The organism is Candidatus Cloacimonas sp., assembly GCA_039680785.1.
Classification (GTDB): domain Bacteria; phylum Cloacimonadota; class Cloacimonadia; order Cloacimonadales; family Cloacimonadaceae; genus Cloacimonas.
This window is the reverse complement of sequence record JBDKSF010000122.1, coordinates 24,311-48,689: the sequence shown is the minus strand read 5'-3', so window position 1 is coordinate 48,689 and position 24,379 is coordinate 24,311. Positions and strand designations below refer to the sequence as shown.

Below are 24,379 nucleotides of genomic sequence, written 5' to 3'. Positions count from 1 at the left end.
AGGAAATTTTGTAATTTCCTGTTTACAGAGGTCTCCAGATAGTTTTCCCTTTTCTCAATTAAGTAATTGGCAAAAGCATGAGCATCAGTTTGAAGCATATCAATGCGTTTACGGTTTTTATTATGATACCGGATAATTTCATCAAAATGTTCTAACAACAAAGGAGCTAAAAATTTTTTGCCTGCAGTGCTGAGTAAAACACCTTGATGAACCGGTTCAATAAACTCAGGCGAAAATTTATGCCGGGAAAAAATATAAAATACCGGCTCATCCACCAAAATACGATACGGCTCTATAAAATCAAACACAAAGGACTTTTTGTTATAGTTATCACTATGCAAAATACCCAAATAAGGATCGAGACCGGCAATAATTAAAGCTCGCTCCACTTTGGAATAAAGCATACCATAGCCATAATTCAACATAGCATTAAAAGCATCTTTGGCAGGACGCGAACTTCTGCCCGCAAATTTATAAGCATCCGGAATAAGCTCTGCCAAAATAGAAAAGTAATTTTTGGACGCACCTCCTTCCCAACCCATAAAAGAACCCGAAAGTTCTTCCAATTTGCCTTCTGCCTGCATTATACAAATAGCCGCCTCTTGCATATTTTGCATCCGATTTTGAAAAATACTTTTATCACAATCCCGCTTGGAAAGTAAACGCTGCACAAAACGATACTGATTCATTGTTTTAATGGCAACCCAGTTTTTGATGAATTGTAAACCTACATTATCGGAAAGCATTTCCAGCTGCCTTCTCCGAATTAAAACAGTACTACCAATCTTCGGAAACCAAATTCTGCCATAAGGATTGCCATATTTATCCAGAAAAACAATGTCTATATTATAATCCATCGCTAATTGAATTGCATCCGTAGTTATAATGGCAGCATTGGAAATTACAATGGAAGATATCTTTTCCGGAGAGAGCTTGGTTTTCCTGTCCTCAATGCTCAATTCAAACATTTCATCTTTTTTGCGTAAGTAACTGCCGTAGGTATTTAAATGAACTTCCATCAGAAAGCAAGACAGCTTGATTTAGCTGTAGAATATAGTTTAAAGCCAGTTGTGCATTCGTAAAAGTCATTAACAAATTCGTTCTCAATGTAATAAATATGGTCATTAAGTTTTTTTACCTTATACGAATCATAAATAGCGTTAAGTTCATTGAGGGAGAGATTTATTTGATATGAGTTCAAAGAACGATATTCTGTTTCCAGAGCTGTTTTTGTTTTTTGTAATTCCTCCTTTGTAAGCTTATTCTGCTTAATGTATTCTAGTTTACTTATTATAGATGAGATTGCTTTAGTAGATGTATCATCACAAAGAATATAGAGCGTCTCAGTAGCATAATTATCGGTAATGATTTTAAAATCAGCAATGGGTATTTGATTTTGAATGTTTTGATCGTAATTTAGAACGGAGATAGCTTTTAATATGGCTTCTCCTTTTGCACCAACATCAAGCTTTCTATAATAGTTATCTACAATATCAGTAAACTGACGACTTTCTAAGGTAGTGTTACCTTCAAGACACTCTTTTGTTTTAGATAATAGATATTTATCATATACATAGTGGCTAAGAAACTTGCCATCTTTTTGTAGATTGACCAAAAACATTTCTCCGCCAAGTTCACCTAATTCATTATGTCTATTACATCTACCTGCAACCTGGATAATACTATCTAAAGGACCAAAATCACGATATACTTTTTGAAAACTTATGTCAACACCTGCTTCGATCAATTGAGTGGAAACCAAAACTACTTTTGTCTTTTCTTCTTTAATGATACAACCAATTTTTTCTATAATTTTCTGCCTACATAAAGGGATATGCAAAGTAGTTAAACAGAAAACTTGATAAGATGATTTGAATTTAGAAGAAAGATAATCATATATAGCAAGAGCTGAGCGTTTAGTATTCATAACAATTAAAATACTCTTGGAACCTCCAAGCTCCAGGTAATTCTGGCAAAACTCATCTAAAGTTTGTTCCTTTAGATCAATATTTAGTTTTACACGATTAAAATCAGGAACTGAGAAAAGTTCTTTCTGACATAATTCTATATATGTATCCTGAGGAAATAAATAGGGTTGAGTGGCAGAACAAGACAATATAAAAGTATCAAATCTTTCCGCAAGCACTTTAAATAGAACTCTTAGTAAAGGATAATAATCTGCAGGCAAGTTTTGGACTTCATCCAGAAGAATTATTGAATTAATTATATTATGCAGCTTTCGGAGCATCCCGTTTCTATTGCCAATTAAGGAATGAAACAATTGAACAAATGTAGAAATAACACAAGCAGATTCCCAGGATTCAATAGACAAGATATCTTTTTGCAATTCATCCAAATTGTATGTTGGCTCAGCTTTTGTAACTGTTGAATAATCTACCAAATGATGATGTTTTACTATAAATCTGTAATCTAAAGTAGCTTGCTCAGAGAGGTTAGAATGTAACACACTTTCAAATTCTTTATAATTTTGGTCTATAATAGAAGTATAGGGAAGGCAATAAATAACTCTGCGTGAAGTATCCTCAAGGTTTTGAATGCAATTAGTAAATTCCAGACAGGCAAATGTTTTTCCGCTTCCGGTTGGAGCAGTTAGAGTATATAATTTCTGAGAGAGTTCAATGCTTAGATTTTCTTGGATATTAGCAATAAATTGATTTCTTAAAGTATTTAAAGCTCCCTGTTTCTTATTCTTTTCTGCAATTAATTTTGAGGGTGAATAGCAAAGTTTAGGTTTAAGCTTATCCAAATATACATATTCTTTCCCTGCTGCATTGTGTTTATCAGCATCAATAAGAACAGAGAATAATAGATTTTGAATGAGAAATGTTTCTATTTTATCATCGTTATCAGCAGGAGAATAAGTAAGAGAAAAATCATCCAAATTATCATTCAAAAGCTGAAAATAGCTATAGGACAAGTCCGGTAAGCTGATATTGTGTTCTTTTAGGAGTTTTGTTAGATCAACATCGTTATTTATGTTATCCAATACACTTTTATAGATAGTAAGGGTCTCATTGATAAGAGCTGCATTATCCAGTCCTTCACTATAAAAAGAACTTAAATTACTATGATGTTTTTGCACACATTTAAAGGCAAAGGGAGCAAAACAGGAAAATTCTTTCCAGGAGTTAAAATTAAAATATGTTATAACTGCCGAGATAAAACTATGATGGCTTAAGTTATTTTGTTTTCCCCCCCGGATATAGTTTTGAAAATAGGAAGATGCCTTTCCCAGATCATGCATTATACCAATTTTTTCAGCAACAGAAGCTAAATTATCTTTAGTTGTAGTATTTAAATTCAGGGAAAGCTTTTGGATCATCTCTTTAGCATTAGAAGCCACTTCAGCTAAATGATCTACCAAAAGCTTCTCCTGATATCCATTTTTTGCAGGATGGGAAATAATCATAAAAAAGATATTCTGGTTCTTTGGTTATTATGTAATTCAACCAAATCTTTGAACTTACCGGGAATTCTTTTCCCGTTCGTTTCTAATACTATATTTCCAAAGCGCTTGGTTTGACGATAACTTTTTCTTTTCCCTTCCATTAATTCCTGTTCCAGAGGCATTCTTTCCATAATTAAATCACAATCTTGAGAAGTAATGCCTTCTATCAATTCTCTTTCTATAGCAGAATCCAGATAGTCAGATTCAGATATTGGTTCAAATTCACCTTGGTTATAGGTTCTAATTAATTCCAGATGAGCAATAAACTGTCTTTGTCCTAAATATAAACCATAACCAAAATCTTTTACTTTGATCTTGTTTTCCAATTCTGTAAATACACTACTTTTCATCCTATCGAAACAAAGAAAAAGTATCCATTCCAGATCTTCAGAACCCTGTGCTTTAAGAAGTTCCAAACGACATTGTTTATGAGCAGAAAGATCATTTATCGGAATTTTGGTAGTTGCATCTTGTGCATAATTCAATGTCTGAAATACTTTATGATAGTATATGTTGGGGACTAAAGATATGGCAACTCCAAGATTTTCTGAACTCATAATATCATAATAACCGTCTCTTTCGATTTGCATAATAGAAGCAAGTAAACCACAGATTGTAGTTCGGGGCGGTATTATGTAAGTTAGAGAAGATGCGTTAGTATAAAATTTACGGAAATGCGCAAATTTACCTGTTAGCTTCAGCTCTAAAATCTGATTAAAATTATCAGGTATTTTCATATCTTTCCCCCATCATTTAAGGGAAAGCGGTTTTTTCCAGTTCTCTTGGATAAAAATTTTATCAAACTCAGGAATTGATATCTGTTCATCTTTCCAGTAATTAATGCAGGAAATCAATTCTCTGTTTTGATTTAAATATTCTATTAAGGGGTTGATGTTTAATTCATAATCTTCCGGTTTTCGGATAAGACGAAGATTTTGTGCTATATTAGAATTCTGAGAAGTTACCTTAATCATACTGCGTAAGTCCTTTAAAAATTTATCTTTGTCCTTCAATTCTATCCGCAAATACAAACGTGGGTATTGTCCAATTTTAGTTCTGGTTCTGGCAAGAGGAATGGAATTAAGCATTGCCTCATCTAAAAGTTGCAGGTCTGTTTCGGAAAGATTTGTTTCTTTTGCAGTATTGGCATTTATACTTCCGGAAAAGGCAATTAGGGAATAATATAAACGATAATCTTTACCAATACCTTGACCACCTGAAAAACTGGAAGTGATCGTTGAACTATCAACCATTTCAACAGGATGTAAGGAATAACCCCAGTTAAATTGAACCGGTCCTGTAAAATGTCCACCCTTATCCTCTTCTGTAGTTACAGCTCCGAATAGACGAACATCAATCAAATCAATATGTCCTTTCTTGATTGCTTTAATTTGGCTATTGCGTTCTTTAGCATCTTTGGCTTTATTGGAAATAAAAATTTCCTCCCCTTTGATATCCTCAAAATAATCTCTAATATAGCGTTTTAAGCGGACATCGGAAACAAGGTTTATGAAAGTATCATAATCCATACGAGGTTTGTTTTCATTGTCCATATCACCATTAGGATTGCACATTTGTGCATCGTAAAGAAATAGGATTTCTGAGTTATTGTTGATCATTTTGTTCCTCCTGATTTTTTTCAGTTTTATCTGGATGTTCTAATTTATACATAGCACCTAAATAATTTGAATAAGCCCTGCCACTTAAAATGTGAAAGACAATTTCTTCCGGTGATAGAGAAGAGTTCTCTATACCTTGCAAACATTCTCTGTAATAATTTTCAGTTATAGAATCATAAAATATATTCCAAACCTTACCCATTTCATCAACCATAGCCATCAAGGACTTAACTTTTTGAACAGGAATACCACGCAGATTCAATCTATTAATTAAAGTGCTTTTGATATTCTTTTTTCTCTGTTCGGATTCTATCGCGGCAATATACATACCCAATATGAAAAGTCCTTGAGCAAAGAAGTTGTTTTCATAAATTTGGGAATGAGAGTTAAAATATACAGTGATTCTTTCATCCTGCAGCTTTGAAATTAAATTACGCTGTTCCATAATTGATACTCCTTCTAATTGATTAAATTTTATTAAGTGATCTAAATATAGGGTCATAAGAAAGGGGGTTATATTTAAAAAATACTTATTCTCGGTTTTCAAATTATTGTTTTTCCGATTATAAATATCAGCAAACCTACAGATAAGATCATAATATTGAAAGTTCCTTTTATATATGTATGTCCCTAAAGAACTGATAATGTTTTTATTCAATACAGTATAATCATTTTGATCCATACCTGGATGAGATTCTTTTGAAGGTAGAATTAAATATCTAAGCCCTTCAAAAGATAAACATGCCTGTTTACCATATAAAGAACCTAAGTTATAATCCTGAACCATTTTATTCAAGTGTTCAGTTTTAGCGATTAATTCCTTTAGATTGATGTTTTTAATCATACCATTAATGATAAATTCTTGTGAAGTAGGGCTTGGTTTGTTATAAAAAAGCAAAGTAAATTCTTTTAACCTTCTGAGAAGTGTATTAAGAGTATTAATATCATCCCTTTTTTGATCTAAGGGTATTCGCTCCAGAAGCTTTGTAGCCATATTAAGTTTTTGAGGATCAATTAGTTCTTCATCATTATCAATTTCAAACTTAATTTCGGGTAGGACTATAGTTTTCAAACCAAGTAAGGTTGTTCTCAACTTTGTAGATGCATATTGAATTCCTATTAAAACTTGCTGATTGCAATTTTCGCACATTGAAAAAGCATTGTGAGTTAAATTTCCGTCTACTTTATCAAAATAAAGAGGGTTAGTAGTTCCAAAAAATTTCTGTTTAATAGCTATGTCTTTAGGTAAGGTAGATTCATTTCCACAGATATGACAATAGCCCTGTTTTGTGTTATCTAAATAATGTCTGTCAAAAAGGTAATGATACAAAACATCAATATAACAATCGGCATACTTCGTTTGATGCAAAAATTGACCATCAATCTTTAAAGCATAAGCTTGTCTTTCTGTAACAAAATCTTTTATAGTAGTAGAAAGATATTTTTTTAAGTATTTTTGAAATTCTTTGTTGTAGTCCTTTTTTTCATTCAGCTTATCTTTAAGTTCAGGTATATTCTCAGGATCAGGAAAATCCTTTTGTTGGTCTTCTTTAAGCTTATCATATTTAAGTGAGATAATATTATTTTCCATTCTGAAAAATGTCTCTTGTATATCTTTGAGATAGTTTAAGAACTCCTTTCCCCGAGTTTCTTCTTTCCACGGTATTTTTTTGAAGTTGTTTTCTACATAATTATATAGTTCAAATTGCAGTAGTGGTTTTAACGATATGTGGGCAGCATAGATAGAAGGATCATTTGGAGAATAATTAGAAAAAACCAAGAGTTCATCTTTTTTTTCAGGAATTAATTGAGTACCCTGGGAAAAATAGCATACCTTTTTAGTAGTATCAAGGTTTAACTCCAATAACCTTCCAACATCATCTTTTACATTATTGTCCACATTATTGTCCACATTATTGTCCACATTATTGACCACATTATTGACCACTTTTTTCGGCCATTTATAATTGTTCAGTTCATTACAATACTGTTTCACAATCAATAGTTTTTGTTCTTTTTCGGGAAGCGAGTTAAAATTCACTGTTTTTAATACTATTTTCCCTATAGCTTGATATAAAGGAATCATTTTTCCTCCTTTCTTTTTCTTACTACACCAAAGCCGCGAGCACTTTGTTTTCCGAGACCAAGGAATTCAGGGATAAGGAAATTGGTTGTAAAATCGCCGGTAAAGCATTGCATAGGTTGATTATGGAAATTTACTTCCAGGGGTTTAAACCAGCCATCCACATTTAGTTTTTCCACATCTGGAATCCAATAGTTAAATGCCTTGGAAAGGGTTTTGAGGTTATTTTTCAGGATAGTTTTTAGTTTTTGGTTACGCTGAAAAGCATTCATTTTATTATAGTCCTTATAGTTTTCCTGGTTCAAAGCCATCCAGGGAGAGGCAAAAAAGTAAGTATAATAGTTTTCGGTTAAGCCAAAGTCCTCTTCTTTCAAGGAGATCTCTCTTTCGTTGGAAACGAGGGTTTTACCGTTAATTTCCAGTTTATCCACTTCCAGAAAGACCTTTTTGATAATATCTATACCATCATTGATGGCAAGCAAGGCAGGATGTTTTTCCATTACCCGATATTGAATTTGGGGAGCTTTATAGTTATATCCAAACCCAGGTAAGTGATTATGAAAAATATGATCTTCAGGAAATTGATTCACAAAGAAACCTCTCAGTTTGGGTATATCCCTTGGCTCGAGCAGAACATCAGTCCAGCTGACAATTAAATATCGAATTTTCATCTCACCCTTTCCCAGTCAGATATTTAGCGACAATCACCATAAAATCTTCCTTCCTAAAAAACGCCATTAATTCTTTATTGTTACATAAGATAATCTTGTCAAGTGGAAAAATTAAATATGGAGAATTAATGCTAAGGTATTAAGACAAAAATATAGAAGAGAAGAATTATTTTCCTATATGAGCTCAATGAAATAGAAAAAGTATAAGAAATATTTGTCCTTGGATTACCAAAATTCAATTATGGAAATACAATGGATTAGCCCCACACAAAAAGGATAAAGTGCACAATTTAAGCACACTTTATCCATTATTGAAACAGCGATTTCGTAGTTACAATAAAGCGGTTAATCTTTCATAACCTTCCACTGGAGATAGGATACCTGCCTCCACCGCTTTTTTAATATTTTGGCAGGGCAGGTCGTTTTGATAAATTTCGGCGCGAGTGATAGTATTTAAGTTTATATTGGGCATTGCTTTTGCCATATTGGTCATCAGGATCACATAGAGATTTACCCAGGAGCCAATACGCTTTTCCTGGTTGTTTCGTAATCCATTATAGCGCATACAGTAAAGCTGTAAATCGTCCTTATATGCCGCCGATGGTTTTAAGCCAAATATGTTTTTGGACATTTTTCCGATGCGTTCATTTTCTTTCGTTAAGCGAGGATTGCTTTTGTGACGCGCATACACTTTGCCAGTATGGCGGTTATAACAATAGACCAGTCCGTCCGTTTTGCCGGTATAGCCGGCTAATCCGTATTTGAAGCTAACTTTCATTTTGTATCTCCTAAATTTTCTTCTTCATATATAAGGGGGTGACAAAAATGCCCAAAAGGGTGACAAAACCGAAATATTTTTCTCCATTTTTGTAATTAACGGAGTTACAATGCATTAGGGACATTCTTAATAGATGCCTGCTTGTTTCTCAAATGCTGCTCGAACGCATCCCGAACGCTTCTCTTATTTTCATTCGGGATACATTCAGGAAGTAGCGGAGTGTTATAAGCGCCATAAGCAGGCAGATAGTAAAGAGATAGATGTAAGTAATTAGATTGATGCAAGATAAAAAGTTTGGGCGTTTGAACTTTTGGTTATGCCTCTGCCTGGGTTTAAAAGGGTTAAATGAATGGTGTTATATTGCTTTATCTGATTCTGGGACAGCGAATAAGGAATCGGGTTAGAGAGAATGTTTGTGTAAAGAGAGGTGTTGCCTTTGGGGGCTTTTTTTGGGTATATGAGAATGAGAATATGATGTTTTTGTCTTTCTTTTTCGAGGGGCTTACGCACCCATCGCTATGATTGTGTCGCCCTTGGGGGGCTTTATGGGTAAACGAAAATGAAAAAGAAAAAGATTGTGTCTTTCATTTTTACGAGGGGCTTACGCACCCATCGCTATGATTGTGTCGCCCTCCGGGCTTTTAAGGTAAATATTGTTTTAAAAATCTCTAACATCTTTTCAATCCTGTTCATCCCAAACCTATTCTCTTTTTAATCTGTGTCATCTGTGCAATCTGTGAGAGATCTTTTTTTTCTCTGCTCTCAGCCCTCCGCTAAAATAGTCCATTCATCCCAAACCTATTCTCTTTTTAATCTGTGTCATCTGTGCAATCTGTGAGAGATCTTTTTTTTCTAAGCTCTCAGCCCTCCGCTAAAATAATCCTATTCATCCCATACCTATTATCTGTTAAATCTGTGCAATCTGTGAGAATTCTTTTTTTTCTCTTGGGATAATCTAAAGGTTGACAGCAAAACAACTTTCCCAGAATTTGATTTTTCAAGAGGAATAAATGAAAAGAACTGCCATACTAATCTTTATGCTTCATATAATACTGATTTCCGTGCTGAAAGGAGAAACTTTTTCTGCCGGTGATTCTCTTACGGCAAAACAAGATACACTTGCAGAAAAAGATTATCATCCGCTTGCGGAGAAGGACTTATGTGAGCTGGAAAAAATGCTTGCAGCGATTCAATTGAGCCCTTCCGATTTGAACTACGAAAAGGATTGGGACCTTTCTACCTGGGGAAAAAGTCAGGACTTTTTAAGAGCTTTGCAGGAGCCCTATTACGGTTTGGACTTGATGCAACAAATTAGAAAGGCAGCAAATGAAGCGAATGATGATGAGAAATTTGCCTATCTGGCGGATGTTCTTTATCGAAAGGCAATTGATGAAGATAGCGCCTTTTCTATTTATCTGCGCTACAAAGAATTTTACCTGCAGGATTTTTGGCATAAAGTAAAGCAGCCCAAAGACATCTGCAATTTTTACGAGACCGCTCTAAACCAGATTATACCCGTTTTGGCAAAAGCATATTCCAATTATGACAATGAACAATGGGACAAATATGTTGCCTATCTCTTTACGGCTCTGATGGAAAATGAAGATAAAGATAGCTATGCCGCTTATTTTGCCAAACATCATTTACCCGTTTTGGCAGAAATTGAGGACGCCGAAATAAAAGAACTGATGGGGTCTCTTTCCGAATTAGATTTGCAACAAGCTGGAATGCAATTTTTAGCTTTAGCGGATGTAATCAGCAGCGAAGCAGGAAAATTATCCTACAAAAATAAAAAGCCCATAGTGAAAATAGGCAAATATGGAACAATGCTGATCGGAACGCTAAATGATGATTACTATAACGATAAAATGCTTAAAAAACCGCTAATTCTGCTGATTGAACCGGGCGGAAATGATAAATATACAATGACTTTGGCAACCGGTGCAAAAAATTATACTTATCTGCTGATTGATTATAATGGGGATGACAGCTATCTGAATCCAGCCATTGGAGGTCAATTTTTGGCTCTTTCCGGTTTGGGAATTTCTGATGATAAAGCCGGAAACGATATTTACCGCACAGGTGATTTTTCTTTTGCGGCAATGATGGGACTGCAAATCCATCGTGATTTTTCCGGAAACGACATTTATGAAAGTGGTCTATTTAGCCAGGGTGCTGCTGTGCGCGGACTTTCCCTACTTCAAGACATTGAGGGAAATGATTTTTACAGTGCCAGTTGTCTGGCTCAAGGATGTGGTTCAATTCGTTCTACTGGCGCTTTGCTGGATTTTGGCGGTGCCGATAATTATACAATAGGCGGAAAATATTTCCATTCACCTTTAATGCCAAACGATTATTTAACTCTGGGACAAGGTATGGGATTTGGTTTTAGACCCGATTTTGCCGGTGGCTTGGGACTCCTTTTTGATAAAAAAGGTAACGATAGATATATGGGAGGGGTTTATGCTCAGGGCTCAGCTTACTGGTATGCTTTGGGAATGTTGATAGATGAAAGTGGAAATGATGTTTATAATGCCATATATTATCCTCAGGGCTCTGGTATTCATTTGGCGGGTGGTTTTCTTTTTGATGGCGAAGGTGAAGATACATATTACAGCCGACATGGACCCGGTCAAGGTGCAGGTCACGATTGGGGTGTGGGAATTTTTATTGATGCCAAAGGCGATGATGCCTATTCCATTGAAGGTGGCAATGGCTTGGGTTTAAGTAATTCCGTAGGTATTTTTGTGGATAAAAGCGGCAATGATCGTTATGAAAGAAATAATCCCCAAAATTATGGAAACGCTGCTTACAGTAGAGTTACAGGCAGTATAGGTCTTTTTTTGGATGAAGGTGGAACGGATATTTATCCCGATACCCTTAAGGCAGATGGAAAAGTATGGAAACAAGGCACTTATGCTATTGGCAGCGATTTAATCAGCCCAGCAATAAGTGAAAAAGTAAAACAGGCAGAAATGGAAATGCTGCCCCCGCCTACTTCGGATGAGCCAATGGAACAAATTTTTGCCGCTGCCTCAGAATGGGAAGTTGGCAATGCCGTTGAAAGAGTGAAAAAAGCGCGTGAAATAATGCTTTTTAGAGCTGATGAAGCGATTGATTACATTACAAAAAACAAGCTGGGAACGAAGTCCGGACTGGAATATCGTGCTTTGGAGGTTTTGGTGGATGCCAATGCCGATTTTAAAAAAGAACTATTTAACTATGTTGACGCCGAAGATAGCTTGAAAGCTAAAAATGCTCTAACTTTGATTGCCGAGACAGGTGACAGCACTTTAATTGAGCCCTTGCGAAAACATTTAGAAAACGGAAAATATGTAACAACCTGCCTTTCGCTGTTAGGAAGCATAAAAAATGCAGAGAGCGTAAATTTGCTTGCCCAATATGCTTTTCATCCCTGTGAAAGATATCGCTATTTAGCTGCCAAATCCTTAAAACAAATTGGAACTCCCGAAGCATATAACTGTCTGAAACAGATGGCAAATGACAGCTCTTTTTTGGTGAAAGCTCTCATCCGCACTTCGGAAAAGGAATTAAGATGAGCGAAGATAGACAACTTTTTGAAGCATATCTCCAAAAACTAAATTTGGAAAATGCAGAGCATATCATTGGGCAGTTTGAACATTATCTGCAATTGCTCTCTACCGCCAATAAGAATGTGAATCTGGTTTCGCGTAATATACCCATTGAGCGATATTGGGTTCAGCATTTTCTTGACAGCTTAGTTGCTTTGGAATGTTTGGATTTACAGGAAAAAACCGTTTTGGATTTTGGCACGGGAGGTGGTTTACCCGGAATTCCGTTAAAACTGGCTGTCCCCAATATGAATATTACTTTATTGGAATCGGTGCAGAAAAAAGCCAAGGTCTTAACCGAATTCGTAGATGCCTTAGGTCTTTCCGCTACAAGCGTGGAAACAAGTCGTTTGGAAGATTATGCTTTTGTGGCAAGAAGACCAAGCTACGATTATATTGTTTGCCGAGCGATTGCTTTGGAAGAAAGATACCTCTACCCATTAAGAAAATTGCTGAAACCAAGCGGAATGGCTGTTTTTTATAAAGCGCAAAAATTGGATGATGTGCAGGACTTTAATTATGAAATCCTGCTAAGTGAAAATATTCCGTCCCTGGGAACGCGCAAAATAATCGGCATTAAACAGCGTAACCTGATTGTGCATTAAGTATAGATAAAAAGGATAGATATGCCTAAAGTGATAACTGTAGCAAACCAAAAAGGTGGAGTTGGCAAAACAACTTCCGCCGTAAATTTGGCTGCTGCTTTGGCAGTTTTGGAAAAAAGAACTTTACTGGTGGATTTTGACCCTCAGGGAAATGCCACCAGCGGAGTAGGCATTGATAAAGACAAAGTGGAACTGCAAATTTATGACGCCCTGATTGGTAGAGCTCCCATTGAAAAAACCATCCTGAATACTACTACGGATAATCTATTTTGCATTCCGGGAAATATAGATTTAACCGGAGCGGAAATTGAACTGGTGCAAGAATATGCCCGTGAACACAAACTGAAAAATGCCCTGCAACCAATTGTGAATTCCTTTGAATATATAATAATTGATTGTCCTCCCTCGCTGGGTTTGTTGACCGTAAATGCAATGACAGCAGCCACGGAGGTTTTAATCCCGATTCAATGCGAATATTATGCCCTGGAAGGAGTTAGCCAATTACTTACTACTATCCGCTTAATTCAAAAGAACTTAAACCCCAGTTTAAACATTTTGGGCGTGCTGTTAACGATGTTTGATAAAAGGGTAAACCTCTCTTTGCAAGTGGCTAAGGAAGTGCATCGCTATTTTAAGGAAAAAGTGTTTAGAACCATTATCCCGCGCAATATAAAATTAACTGAAGCGCCCGGTTTTGGCAAACCCATTTTTCTATACGATATAAAGTCACCCGGAGCAATGAGTTACCTTAATCTGGCAAACGAAGTGATCAATAGAAACAAACAGGATAACCGGTTATGAATGAAAAATTGGGACGCGGACTTGCGGCTTTGATTCCGGAAAAGGACTCTGAGCCAATTCCCTCAGCTGGAATTACTACTTTGCCGATTGAAAGTATCAAACCCAATCGCTATCAACCTCGTAAAAAGTTTGATCCGGAAAAGCTGGCGGAATTAACTGAATCCATCAAAGAAAATGGCATTATCCAACCCCTGATCGTTACTAAAACGGATGATTCCGAATATGAACTTGTGGCGGGTGAAAGACGCTTGGAAGCAGCCAAACAAGCAGGACTGGAAAAAGTGCCGGTGGTAATTCGGAGCGTTTCTAAAAAGGAACAATTGCAGCTTGCTTTGATAGAAAATATTCAGCGGGAAGATTTGAACCCGCTTGAAGAAGCCATTGCCTATAGTGCTCTGGTGGATGATTTTGGCTTAACGCACAATGTAATTTCGGAAATTGTGGGTAAAGACAGAGCCACGATAACCAATTCATTACGCTTGTTAAAATTACCGGAAGAAGTGAAACAAATGCTTGTTGCCGGAGAACTAAATGCAGGACAAGCACGCGCGATATTGTCCGTGCCCGTTGAAGTGCAAAAAAAGTTTGCCGATTACATTATCAAATATAATTTAACGGTTAGGCAAGCAGAAGAAAAAGCCAAGACATTTTCCGTAAATAAACAGGATGAACCTGAAAAAGCCAAAAAACAGTTGCGCAACAAAGAACTGGAAAAAGACCTGAAAGACATTTTCCATCTGAAGGTGAAAGTGCAAGAAGACAAAGGCAAAGGCAAAATTACTTTTATGTATAAAACACCCGCGGAATTGGAGAATTTTATCGCCCTCCTAAATAAAATAAGGCAGGAAGAATGAACAAAGTTATCGTAACGGGTGGAGCTGGTTTTATTGGAGCCAATTATTTGCATACCCTTTTTGCAGACCCCAATTTTAAGGGTAACATACTGAATATTGATAAACTTACTTATGCCGGCAACAAGGAAAGTTTGCAGGATTTGGAAAGCCAATATGGTGGAACGCGTTATTTCTTTGAGCAGGCAGATATCTGTGCTGCCGAAAAAATGCAAGAAATAATGTTCCATTTCCAACCGGACACGATTGTCCATTTTGCTGCCGAATCCCATGTGGATCGTAGTATAGATGGCCCGATGGAATTTGTGCAAACAAATCTGGTGGGAACGGCAACTTTGCTAAATACCGCTTTGGAATACTTTCGTTCCTTGCCGGAAGAGGCAAAAAAGCAGTTTCGCTTTCATCATATATCTACTGATGAGGTCTTTGGCTCTTTGGGGGAGACAGGAATGTTTACAGAAGAGACCTCTTATGATCCTTCTTCACCCTATTCAGCTTCCAAAGCGGGTTCCGATCATTTGGTTCGCGCCTGGCAAAGAACTTTCGGATTGCCTGTTTCTATTTCCAATTGTTCCAATAACTATGGTCCGTATCAATTTCCGGAAAAACTGATTCCTTTAATTATTCTAAACTGTCTGGCACACAAGCCGCTACCCGTTTACGGAAAAGGACTTAATGTTCGCGATTGGCTGTTCGTGACCGATCACTGTGAAGCCATTAATACTATTATTCGCCAAGGCAAAAACGGAGAGACCTATAATATAGGCGGTCATAACGAAATGAAAAATATAGATATTGTAACTACAATATGTGAAATTCTGGATGAAATTGAACCCTCACCCACTTTAAATAGTTACACGGAACTGATTACTTTTGTGCAAGATAGGCCTGGACACGATTTACGCTATGCCATAAATGCCGAAAAAATTGAAACAGAACTGGGCTGGCATCCTGCTGAAACATTTGCCACAGGCATTCGCAAAACCATTATCTGGTATCTACAAAATAAGCAGTGGTGGCAAAACATCCAAAACAATAAATATAAACAGGAACGCTTGGGACTTGGATAATAAAAATTACCAACTGAAGACATTAGGATATTGTGCATAAGAAATATTTGCCGTTACCTAAATATTGGTTATTATATAATAAATGCCGAGACATATAAAGGATGAAAAATGCAAAAAGATGTAGTTAAATATTTCCTTGAACTTATCAATATTGATAGCGAATCCAAAAACGAAAGAGCAATGATGGATAAACTGAAAATGGATTTGGAAGAGCTGGGAGCAACCGTTGAAGAAGATGATTGCTATACTAAAACAAACGGCAATGCAGGAAATTTGTTAGCCCGTTTTGAGGGAACCATAAATAAAAAACCCATTCTGTTTTGTGCTCATTCCGATACCGTAACCCCCGGAAATTCCATTAAACCAAAGATTGCTAATAATATTATTCGCAGCGATGAAACAACAGTGTTGGGCGCCGATGATAAATCCGGCATCGCCGAAATTATCGTTGCCTTGAAACATATCAAAGATAAAGGCATTGAACACACTCCTATCGAAGTGCTGATTACCGTTTCCGAAGAAATCGGACTCTTGGGTGCCAAGCATTTTGACAAATCCAAACTGAAAGCAGATATTGGTTATGCTTTTGACAGCAATCAGGTAGGTGAACTGGTAATCGGAGCTCCCTATCAAAATACTTTCGTCATAAACTTTTACGGAAAAGAAGCTCATGCGGGCGTGGAACCTGAAAAAGGACTAAACGCAATTCGTTTGGCTTCTGATTCAATTGTGGCAATGCCCAATGGAAGAATCGATTTTGAAACTACTTGTAATTTAGGGTCTATTTATAGTGGATCACCTACCAATATCGTTCCTAAGGAAGTAGTGGTTAAAGGTGAAGCTCGAAGCCATAATAAAGCCAAGCTAAATAAGGTCTGTAACGAGATCGAACAAGCGGTAATTTCTACGGTAGAACGCTATAATGAACAAAACGGCAATGCCTCTTATAAATTTGAAATGGAAGAAGAATATGAAGGATTTCTCATTCCTCGCAATGCTTTAGTTGTAACTCTTGCTGAAAATGCTCTGAGAGCTTTGGATGTCCCTTCCAATATTAAAATTCTCGGCGGCGGCAGTGATGCCAATATTTTCAATGCCCAAAAAATCCCCACCCTCATTGTGGGAACGGGGATGAACAATATCCATACCGTTAAGGAAAGTATCGATATTGACCAGCTTTATAAAGGCGCTGCTTTTGTAGAACAGCTGATCATTCAATACTCGGAGAAATAAAATGGAACTAAAACTGTGCTTGATTGGCTACGGGAAAATGGGAAAAATGATCGCTGATCTGGCAAATGACTACGATTGCAAAGTCGTTTCCATTATCGACCCTCGCCAAGATAACTGCCACAGTGACATTTCACTTCAAACCATCGGAGAAGCGGAGGTCTGTATTGATTTTAGCCACCCTTCCGTAATTCTAAACAATATCCAGAAAGTGCTGTTTTGCCAAAAAAACCTGGTAGTTGGCACTACCGGCTGGTTTCAAAATTTAGCCGAAGTGCAAAAATTGGTGGAACAAGCGGGAACAGGTTTTCTTTATGGAGCCAATTTTTCCATCGGAATGAATATTTTTAACCGTTTGGTAGCGGAAGCGACTAAGGCATTTGATCGTTTTTCAGATTATGATGTTTACGGTTTGGAAATGCACCATAATCAAAAGGCAGATAGTCCATCCGGAACTGCCATTGAGCTCTCCAAAACCATTTTAGCCAACAGTCAGCGTAAAAAGAAAGTCCTGTTTGATCCTGCCTACCGAAAAATTGAGCCGGAAGAATTACATTTTGCTTCTTTACGAGCCGGCTCTTTCCCCGGAACGCATAAAGTTGGTTTTGACAGCGAAGCCGAAACCATAGAACTAAGCCATTGTGTCCGATCCCGCAGCACTTTTGCCAAAGGCGCTTTACAAGCAGCTAAATGGATTAATGTCCGCAAGGGCATATTCACCTTTAACGATATGATTGCGGATATTTTATGCTGATCCCTTTTCTCAAAATGCAGGCACAAGGTAACGATTTTGTAATTGTGGATTACTTTGTCCCCGAAACCAATGCACTGGCGGAAACCGATTTCCCTTCGCTGGCTGAAGATGTTTGTAAACCACATTTTGGCGTGGGGGCGGATGGTTTGGTTCTGCTAAAACCATACCCAATTTGTGATGCTCAAATGATTATTTACAATGCCAACGGTTCAAGAGCTGAAATGTGTGGTTCTGCTTTACGCTGCGTAACCTGGCTGCTGCATAAAAAAACGGCAAAAAAGGAATTTAGGATTCTTACCGATTCCGGCGAAAAAAAATGCCGGATAAATGCAGATAAAACCATAACCGTTAATCTCGGTGTGCCCGAAATGCTGAAAAATAATTATATTGCAGAGGGATTTACAGGTGATCTGATAAAAATTGGCAATCCGCATTTTATCATCTGGAAAGATGATTTGACCGATGAACCCCAGTTTAAATACGGAGCGCTGATTGAACATCATAGTGGTTTTGAGGAGACAGTTAATGTCCACTTTGCTTCTTTGCTAAATAAAAATAAAATAGCGATAAAAATCTGGGAAAAAGGTTGCGGAGCCACTCTTGCTTGTGGAACGGGAGCTTCTGCATCTGTGTTTAGCGGAATTTGGAAAGGGATTTTGGATAATGAGGTCTATGTAACGATGCCAGGAGGAACGGTTGAAATAACTGCTTCGGAAAGTGGTTATCTACTTAGCGGCGAAGTTAACGAGACCTTTCAGGGTAAATACATTTGGAAAATCTAAGTAAGTATTTGCAGGAATTGCGTTTGCAGCGTGGATACAGCTATAAGGATATCTGGAATGAATTGCGTTTCCGCGAAGAACAGATAAAAGCAATCGAAGAAAATCGCTTATCCGACCTTGGTCCCTATGGCATAGCTAAAGCCATTGTTTATAATTACGCGCGCTTTCTGGAAGCTGATGTTGATGCAGTGATGAAGGCATTTTCCATTTTGATGCCAGAAAGCAAAAAACCGGAATTCAAACCCGTTACCACTGTGAAAGAAAAAAAGATTATGCTCTCCACTAATTTTATGTGGATGCTGGGGATTATTATCATCATCATTGTTTTGGGTTCCATTTTATTTTATGCCTATCAACAAAACTGGCTTAAAATGCCGAATTTCTTTTCTGCTTCAAAACCAGATACAACTGCAGTTAATGTGGTGGAAGAAAAAACAGAGAACAAACCGGATACTTTGCGTCAACGTTTACGCGCCATCAGCGAAACAATTCCTCAAAGTAACACTATACCAACTGAGAAGTTAGATAAAAAAACCGTTCCACCAGATACAACCGATTATCTTGGCAATATTTTGGGTGAAAGCCCTCTGAATGTCCCCATCCATTAACCCTACCGATAAGAACTGAAGCCAAATTCGTTAACTTGTTTATGGCAATTTGGGGATGGGCAATCCTAAACTGTCCCCTTACCTCCTTTTTTTATACCTTCCGAAAAAAATTTATATCTCATAACATAATAATTTTCAGATAGTTAGCCATTGGTTAATAACATTTTTAGCACTCTTTTGATTAGATTGCTAATTTTTTTCTTGCTTTTTTGAAAAACCCGATTATAATAATTAGTGAACTTATAAAAAATATGGAGGTTCAAAATGAAAATAGTACCTTATCGCAGAACAAATGAATTAAGACCAATGAGCAATATGCTCAGCTTATTCGACGATTTCTTCAATCGTTTCTACGAAGAAGAAGGAGGAGATGATAATTTCCGCCCGATGGCTATGGATATAGTAGAACAGGATAAAGAATTTCAGGTGATAGCAAATCTGCCCGGATTCAAGAAAGACGATGTAAAGATCAGTATTCACGACAATCAACTGATTATCGAGGCAAATTGCGATACAACCAAAGAAGAAACCAAGGGAACCATTTATCGCTGTGAAAGATATAGCGGCAGCTATCGCAGAAATCTGGTTCTTCCTGAAAATGTAGAGAGTTCCAAAATCTCCGCCAAGATGGAAGACGGTGTCCTGAAACTCACTATTCCAAAGAAAGAACCCTCTCCCAAGAAAGAGATTAGCATTCAGTAATCTCTGACCAAAAACAAAATATGAGGATTGCGCTTAACCGGCGCAGTCCTTTTTTTGTAGTCAAAGCCATTTTTCGAATCAAGAAAAGTGTTGCAAAGATGTAAAAGTATAAAGTGCAGCTAAACATAAAGTGTAAGTAGTGGTTGATTTTCAACGGAATTTTAATGTGAAACGGTTTTGGCACTCTAAAGTGAACGCTAAACAGTAGAGCGAGTGAAGTAATTGATGAGGATGCCAAAGGAATTTAAAAGTGCACCAGTTTTGGCACTCTAAAGTAAACGCTAAACAATAGAGCGAGTGAAGTGGTTGATGAAAACATCAATCTTCTTGTGTTTTTGCCAACAGGTTAAAATCCGTTGTTAATATCTTTCGTCCCGCTGGGACTTTTTCCCCTGTCCATCTTTGCACCGGGTTAATACCCGTTGTTAATATCTGTCGTTCCGCTGGGACTTTTTCCCCCTATCCTTCATTGCACCGGGTTAAAACCCGTCGCTTCAATCTGTCGTCCCGCTGGGACTTTTTCCCCTGTCCTTCATTGCACTGGATTAAAATCCGTTGTTAATATCTGTCGTTCCGCTGGGACTGTCTTTTTTCGTTATGTGTTTTTCCCCGAGGGGCTTACGCCACCATCGCTATCATTGTGTCGGCCTTTGAGTTAAAATCGGTTTTCTTGTGATCTTCCATCCAGTTTCATTCTTTTTTACTATCTTTGAATAAGGTCATTAATAATCTCATAGAATAGGCCGATTTTGACTTAAAGACGACAGCCAACAGCCAACTGCTTAAAACCGACAGATTATTTACACGACCATCGCTATGATTGTGTCGCTCTCAGGGGCTTTCTCAGGTAGCAAAATAAAAACTGATAACGATTGTATCATTCATTTTACGAGGGGATTACTCCACCCTCGCTATGATTGTAGCGGTCTTTGAGTTAAAATCGGTTTTCTTGTGATCTTCCATCCAGTTTCATTCTTTTTCCTATCTTTTAATAAGGTCATTAATAATCTCATAGAATAGGCCGATTTTGACTTAAAGCCGACAGCCAACAGCCAACTGCTTAAAACCGACAGATTATTTACACGACCATCGCTATGATTATGTCGCCCTCAGGGGCTTTTTCAGGTAGCGAAATAAAAACAGATAACGATTGTATCATTCATTTTACGAGGGGCTTACGCCACCATCGCTATGATTATGTCGCCCTCAGGGGCTTTTTCAGGTAGCAAAATAACAAGAGATAACGATCGTATCTATCTTTTTACGAGGGGCTTACGCCACCATCGCTATGATTATGTCGCCCTCAGGGGCTTTTTGAACAAGAGAATAAATAAATGGATGCTGAATGTAATTTTCCCTTACAAGAAGGACGCCACCATTGGGAAAAATGAGCCAGCAAAGGAATTAAAGCAAGGATATAATTTATTTCGGTTCTGGTGGTTTCTATCTATCAGGTTGCAACAAAAATGTATCCTTTGTTTCACCTTTCCACTTTTACACTTTTCCACTTTCTTGCGGAGCTTCAGCGAGCTCCGGCTACACACCGGGTTTCAGCTCAAGACCCCAAGACCCCTCGACCTCAAGACCTCTCGACCCCTTTCCACTTTTACACTTTTTTGCGGAGCTTCAGCGAGCTCCGGCTACACACCCCCCTCTCGACCCCAAGACCTCTCGACCCCTCGACCCCAAGACCCCGCGACCCCTTTACACTTTTTTTGCGGAGCTTCAGCGAGCTCCGGCTACACACCCCCCCTCCAGTTACATTTTCAGAAGCTTGTGGATGATTGTTCTTTGCTCGCTTTTAACAATCATTAGGTAAATACCGGAAGGAACAGCACCTTTTTTATTATCCAAGCCATCCCAGGTAAAATGTTGTTGGCCTGTTTCCAAAGGAATAGTGTCCATTTTCCTAATTAGCTGTCCTTTAATGTTATAGATGTATATTTTAGCTTCAGAGGCAGAACTAAGTTTTAATTCCAATGCCACAGACGAACTGAAGGGATTGGGATAGCTATGCAAATATTCAATTTTTTCAGGAGGCAGAGGAGGATTTTCTGGTTCAGGATCAGGTAAAATAAGAACTATCGGACCCAAAACATCGTTAATTCCATTATAGGCAATTGTTTCCAGCCAATAGTAAAGTGTATCGGCAAAGGGCAATTCAGAATCATAAAAGCTATATTGATAACCACTTGCACCGCCTACTGCAGAAATTATGGAAGCATTCAATTTTAGGGCAGAAGCAAATTCTGGTTTATCGTTTCTGTAGAGATTATAGCCCGCGAGATTAGTTTCAGAAGCCGTATTCCAAAAAATATTGGCACCACTAACAAAGACAGCATAGAAAGCAGTAAGTTCTACAGGCAGGGTAACTTCTTCTGCCGTAAAGAAATCCATAATGCATTCCAAGAGGTTTGCTCTCGTATTGGGATAAGTTCCATCCGTTAATTCACTTAAAGCATAGCTAAATACAAAGCTGCGTTCATTATAGCCACCGGCGCTGGCAACAGCCACACATCCGTAATCACTTTCCTCAAAAGCACTTCTGGCATAAGGATAAACAGCCGTAAAACGGTCTATATAATCCACCATAGTTTGTGTGGAGCCAGTAAAAATCATTCCAGAAGTTGGGGTATTAGCAACGCCACTAAGATTATTTATAGCATTGGTTTGTCCATCTTCAGCATTCACTATTCCCAAGAGGGGCCAAAGAACTTCATCCGCATCTTGCTCGCCTTGAACATCCGGAAGATAGTATCCAAAATCGAATCCGACCACATCCACGCCTTCAATATATACTTTTCCGCCAGAAATTAAATAACTGGACAACGCATTGAACATAAGTAGGTTATCAAAACGAACAATGTTACTGCCCACTGCTCCAAAACTTAAAAAGACCGCTTCAAAACTGTAAAACGAACTGGGGAAAGTAGTTCCGTAAACGCAGTCATAACCTAAATCCTGCAAAGTGTTTTTAATAAAGGTCCCGCTCATATCTCTTCCTCCGGCAACTCCTTCCCACACAAATATTCCTCCCGCATTGATTAAAATGCTAAAGGACAAATTAGCTCCGGCAACCACAGGATAATCGCCAGTTGTATTCAAAGTAAAAGTAACATATTGAGAAGTAGCACTTGGCAAAACATAAATGCTAAATACATTTTCCAGAAGAAGATAACCATCAGCAGGAATATTTTGACTGTGGCTTCCGGAGAGGATATTAACATTAGCATTGCCTGTGGAAAGCGTAAAATTACCATTGGAAGCATATTCTCCGTAGCTTCTTAACAGCAAATTGACCGAAAATGTCTCGTCTGGCTCAACCGCTAAATTTCCATTAGCATCGGTTGCTCCTCTATTTTCTATTAAAGCAAGCCGAATTTCAGCATCAGGAAGAGGGTTGCTTTCCTGCAGAGCACGGCGGGCATTAAGTTTTCCTTCCCCCAAAAGATTTTCTCTACCAGGATTTACAGCATCCACATCATCGCAGCTACCTTTAATTCTATCTCTCAGTTCCGTTTGACTTATTTCCGGAAGATAGGATTGGATTAATCCTGCCAAAGAACTTGCCACCGGACTGGCATAAGATGTTGCATTACTTACAGTTGTATATCCACTGGCAGTCACTGTTCCCACTGAACCTGTAGGAGCGCCCACATCAACAAAAGAACCATAACTGGAAACGGAAGATTTTACCCCATTATTTTGCAAAGCGGCAACAGCTATAACATTTTGATAGGCAGCAGGATAGACGGGGATAGCGTTATTATTGTTTCCAGCAGAGGCAACAATAGTTGAGCCCAAAGAATAGGCATAATTGATGGCTTCCTGATTTGAGAAAGAAAAAGAGGAGCCACCCCAACTGCAATTTATGATATCGGCTCCCATTTCTGCAGCATAAATAATGCCATCGTAACCTTTATATATAGAGCTGGAACCTGGGAAACTACAGGATATGGGCAGCATTTTTAAATTCCAGGCAAGGGAATTAACCCCAATTGTGTTATTTGTTCTGGCAGAAGCAATTCCACAAACCGTAGTTCCATGTCCGCTGTTTTCAAAGGGATTATTTGCCTCATCGCCAGAACTGGTAAGCATAAAATCCCAGCCAATCAGGTCATCAATTTTCCCATTTCCGTCCTCATCAATTCCATTTAGGTCTCCCGCATCCATAACCCAAGTGCTTCCGTTATAATAAATTGTGTATCCATTGTCGTTTACATCTTCGCCTAAATTTTGCCAAATATTTTCTGCCAGGTCTGGATGAGTCCATCGGCAGCCGGTATCTACAATGGCAAGCAGCACAGAATTTGAGCCATTTTCGCCTTTATGAATATCCCAAGCGGTCTCTGCTTCCAGAGAAGAAAAATAGAGTGACTCTGCATAATGTTCATCATTGGGAATGGCAAAAACGCTATCAGGATAAACAATTTCCGCATATTGCACATAATTGTCTGTAGCAAGCAAGTTTACAATTGTCTGAGGAGGGTAGGAACTTTGCACCGTAAAAATCAGTTCCAGCTCACAATTATTTCTCTTTTGAGAAGATAGATTAAATTTAGGGTGGATGGATGAGACCTGTAATTTCTGCAGTTTCTCATCAATTGTGGCAATACCAGTGCGATTATGGGTTTTTTGCAGAGCGGAACGCATTTCTGGCTTAATTTTAAAAACCGCGGTTCCTTCTCTGTCATTCAAATCATAAGCAAAAAGAGAAATTGTCAGTAGCAAACATAAAAGCAGAGCAAAGTGCTTCATTTTAA

The 24,379-nt window shown here is 37.8% G+C and carries 18 protein-coding genes; 10 read left to right on the top strand and 8 right to left on the bottom strand.

What is annotated here, in order from left to right:
* The 7 genes from cas1 to ABFC98_08730 all read right to left on the bottom strand — a co-directional run.
* On the bottom strand, nt 1-1,019 hold a 1,019-nt coding region (cas1, locus tag ABFC98_08760), incomplete at its 3' end, for a CRISPR-associated endonuclease Cas1 (GenBank protein ID MEN6446107.1).
* Nucleotides 1,019-3,430 (bottom strand): CRISPR-associated helicase Cas3', encoded by a 2,412-nt coding sequence (cas3, locus tag ABFC98_08755; GenBank protein MEN6446106.1) that lies wholly within the window; start codon nt 3,428-3,430, stop codon nt 1,019-1,021. The genes cas3 and cas1, both read right to left, overlap by 1 nt.
* Complete coding sequence (cas5, locus tag ABFC98_08750; GenBank protein MEN6446105.1) at nt 3,427-4,206, bottom strand: CRISPR-associated protein Cas5; 780 nt, start codon at nt 4,204-4,206, stop codon at nt 3,427-3,429. Before cas5 ends, cas3 begins: the two co-directional genes overlap by 4 nt.
* 12 nt (nt 4,207-4,218) lie before the next feature.
* Nucleotides 4,219-5,088 carry a type I-B CRISPR-associated protein Cas7/Csh2 gene (gene cas7b, locus ABFC98_08745; protein MEN6446104.1) on the bottom strand — a complete coding sequence of 290 codons (870 nt, stop codon included), beginning with the start codon at nt 5,086-5,088 and terminating at the stop codon, nt 4,219-4,221.
* Nucleotides 5,075-7,174: a TM1802 family CRISPR-associated protein gene (locus ABFC98_08740; GenBank protein ID MEN6446103.1), complete on the bottom strand. Its 2,100-nt coding sequence runs from the start codon at nt 7,172-7,174 to the stop codon at nt 5,075-5,077. Before ABFC98_08740 ends, cas7b begins: the two co-directional genes overlap by 14 nt.
* Nucleotides 7,171-7,842: a CRISPR-associated endonuclease Cas6 gene (locus ABFC98_08735; GenBank protein ID MEN6446102.1), complete on the bottom strand. Its 672-nt coding sequence runs from the start codon at nt 7,840-7,842 to the stop codon at nt 7,171-7,173. Before ABFC98_08735 ends, ABFC98_08740 begins: the two co-directional genes overlap by 4 nt.
* Nucleotides 7,843-8,173: 331 nt before the next feature.
* Complete coding sequence (locus tag ABFC98_08730; GenBank protein MEN6446101.1) at nt 8,174-8,620, bottom strand: hypothetical protein; 447 nt, start codon at nt 8,618-8,620, stop codon at nt 8,174-8,176.
* 1,010 nt (nt 8,621-9,630) lie between these two features.
* On the opposite strand from ABFC98_08730, the gene ABFC98_08725 reads away from it, so the two are divergent.
* The 10 genes from ABFC98_08725 (at nt 9,631) to ABFC98_08680 (ending at nt 19,616) form a co-directional block, all read left to right on the top strand.
* Nucleotides 9,631-12,180: a HEAT repeat domain-containing protein gene (locus ABFC98_08725; GenBank protein MEN6446100.1), complete on the top strand. Its 2,550-nt coding sequence runs from the start codon at nt 9,631-9,633 to the stop codon at nt 12,178-12,180.
* Nucleotides 12,177-12,818 (top strand): 16S rRNA (guanine(527)-N(7))-methyltransferase RsmG, encoded by a 642-nt coding sequence (gene rsmG, locus ABFC98_08720; GenBank protein MEN6446099.1) that lies wholly within the window; start codon nt 12,177-12,179, stop codon nt 12,816-12,818. The genes ABFC98_08725 and rsmG overlap by 4 nt, the downstream gene beginning before the upstream one ends.
* Before the next feature lie 21 nt (nt 12,819-12,839).
* Entirely contained in the window at nt 12,840-13,619 is a 780-nt protein-coding gene (locus ABFC98_08715) for an AAA family ATPase (protein ID MEN6446098.1), read from the top strand.
* The gene (locus tag ABFC98_08710; GenBank protein MEN6446097.1) at nt 13,616-14,473 is read left to right on the top strand and encodes a ParB/RepB/Spo0J family partition protein; all 858 of its coding nucleotides are present in this window, start codon (nt 13,616-13,618) and stop codon (nt 14,471-14,473) included. Before ABFC98_08715 ends, ABFC98_08710 begins: the two co-directional genes overlap by 4 nt.
* Nucleotides 14,470-15,540 (top strand): dTDP-glucose 4,6-dehydratase, encoded by a 1,071-nt coding sequence (gene rfbB / locus ABFC98_08705; GenBank protein ID MEN6446096.1) that lies wholly within the window; start codon nt 14,470-14,472, stop codon nt 15,538-15,540. Before ABFC98_08710 ends, rfbB begins: the two co-directional genes overlap by 4 nt.
* A gap of 108 nt (nt 15,541-15,648) precedes the next feature.
* Entirely contained in the window at nt 15,649-16,773 is a 1,125-nt protein-coding gene (locus tag ABFC98_08700; GenBank protein ID MEN6446095.1) for a M20/M25/M40 family metallo-hydrolase, read from the top strand.
* Between the two features lies 1 nt (nt 16,774).
* Nucleotides 16,775-17,524 carry a 4-hydroxy-tetrahydrodipicolinate reductase gene (dapB, locus tag ABFC98_08695; GenBank protein ID MEN6446094.1) on the top strand — a complete coding sequence of 250 codons (750 nt, stop codon included), beginning with the start codon at nt 16,775-16,777 and terminating at the stop codon, nt 17,522-17,524.
* Nucleotides 17,518-18,306, top strand: a complete 789-nt coding sequence (gene dapF / locus ABFC98_08690) for a diaminopimelate epimerase (protein MEN6446093.1) — start codon at nt 17,518-17,520, stop codon at nt 18,304-18,306. Before dapB ends, dapF begins: the two co-directional genes overlap by 7 nt.
* The gene (locus tag ABFC98_08685) at nt 18,294-18,914 is read left to right on the top strand and encodes a helix-turn-helix domain-containing protein (protein ID MEN6446092.1); all 621 of its coding nucleotides are present in this window, start codon (nt 18,294-18,296) and stop codon (nt 18,912-18,914) included. The genes dapF and ABFC98_08685 overlap by 13 nt, the downstream gene beginning before the upstream one ends.
* A 264-nt stretch (nt 18,915-19,178) precedes the next feature.
* The gene (locus ABFC98_08680; GenBank protein ID MEN6446091.1) at nt 19,179-19,616 is read left to right on the top strand and encodes an Hsp20/alpha crystallin family protein; all 438 of its coding nucleotides are present in this window, start codon (nt 19,179-19,181) and stop codon (nt 19,614-19,616) included.
* A gap of 1,758 nt (nt 19,617-21,374) precedes the next feature.
* On the opposite strand, the gene ABFC98_08675 is transcribed toward ABFC98_08680, so the two are convergent.
* A complete protein-coding gene (locus tag ABFC98_08675; GenBank protein MEN6446090.1) occupies nt 21,375-24,374 on the bottom strand; it encodes a S8 family serine peptidase in 3,000 nt (999 codons plus the stop codon).
* Between the last annotated feature and the right edge of the window lie 5 nt (nt 24,375-24,379).

What these genes read in the sequence shown, in the direction of transcription:
- ABFC98_08715 (MEN6446098.1), top strand. Translation starts at nt 12,840, where the DNA reads ATGCCTAAAGTGATAACTGTAGCAAACCAAAAAGGTGGAGTTGGCAAA.
- dapB (MEN6446094.1), top strand. Translation starts at nt 16,775, where the DNA reads ATGGAACTAAAACTGTGCTTGATTGGCTACGGGAAAATGGGAAAAATG.
- ABFC98_08700 (MEN6446095.1), top strand. Translation starts at nt 15,649, where the DNA reads ATGCAAAAAGATGTAGTTAAATATTTCCTTGAACTTATCAATATTGAT.
- rsmG (MEN6446099.1), top strand. Translation starts at nt 12,177, where the DNA reads ATGAGCGAAGATAGACAACTTTTTGAAGCATATCTCCAAAAACTAAAT.
- rfbB (MEN6446096.1), top strand. Translation starts at nt 14,470, where the DNA reads ATGAACAAAGTTATCGTAACGGGTGGAGCTGGTTTTATTGGAGCCAAT.
- cas5 (MEN6446105.1), bottom strand. Translation starts at nt 4,206, where the DNA reads ATGAAAATACCTGATAATTTTAATCAGATTTTAGAGCTGAAGCTAACA.
- ABFC98_08740 (MEN6446103.1), bottom strand. Translation starts at nt 7,174, where the DNA reads ATGATTCCTTTATATCAAGCTATAGGGAAAATAGTATTAAAAACAGTG.
- ABFC98_08710 (MEN6446097.1), top strand. Translation starts at nt 13,616, where the DNA reads ATGAATGAAAAATTGGGACGCGGACTTGCGGCTTTGATTCCGGAAAAG.
- dapF (MEN6446093.1), top strand. Translation starts at nt 17,518, where the DNA reads ATGCTGATCCCTTTTCTCAAAATGCAGGCACAAGGTAACGATTTTGTA.
- cas7b (MEN6446104.1), bottom strand. Translation starts at nt 5,088, where the DNA reads ATGATCAACAATAACTCAGAAATCCTATTTCTTTACGATGCACAAATG.
- ABFC98_08725 (MEN6446100.1), top strand. Translation starts at nt 9,631, where the DNA reads ATGAAAAGAACTGCCATACTAATCTTTATGCTTCATATAATACTGATT.
- ABFC98_08730 (MEN6446101.1), bottom strand. Translation starts at nt 8,620, where the DNA reads ATGAAAGTTAGCTTCAAATACGGATTAGCCGGCTATACCGGCAAAACG.
- cas3 (MEN6446106.1), bottom strand. Translation starts at nt 3,430, where the DNA reads ATGATTATTTCCCATCCTGCAAAAAATGGATATCAGGAGAAGCTTTTG.
- ABFC98_08735 (MEN6446102.1), bottom strand. Translation starts at nt 7,842, where the DNA reads ATGAAAATTCGATATTTAATTGTCAGCTGGACTGATGTTCTGCTCGAG.
- ABFC98_08675 (MEN6446090.1), bottom strand. Translation starts at nt 24,374, where the DNA reads ATGAAGCACTTTGCTCTGCTTTTATGTTTGCTACTGACAATTTCTCTT.
- ABFC98_08680 (MEN6446091.1), top strand. Translation starts at nt 19,179, where the DNA reads ATGAAAATAGTACCTTATCGCAGAACAAATGAATTAAGACCAATGAGC.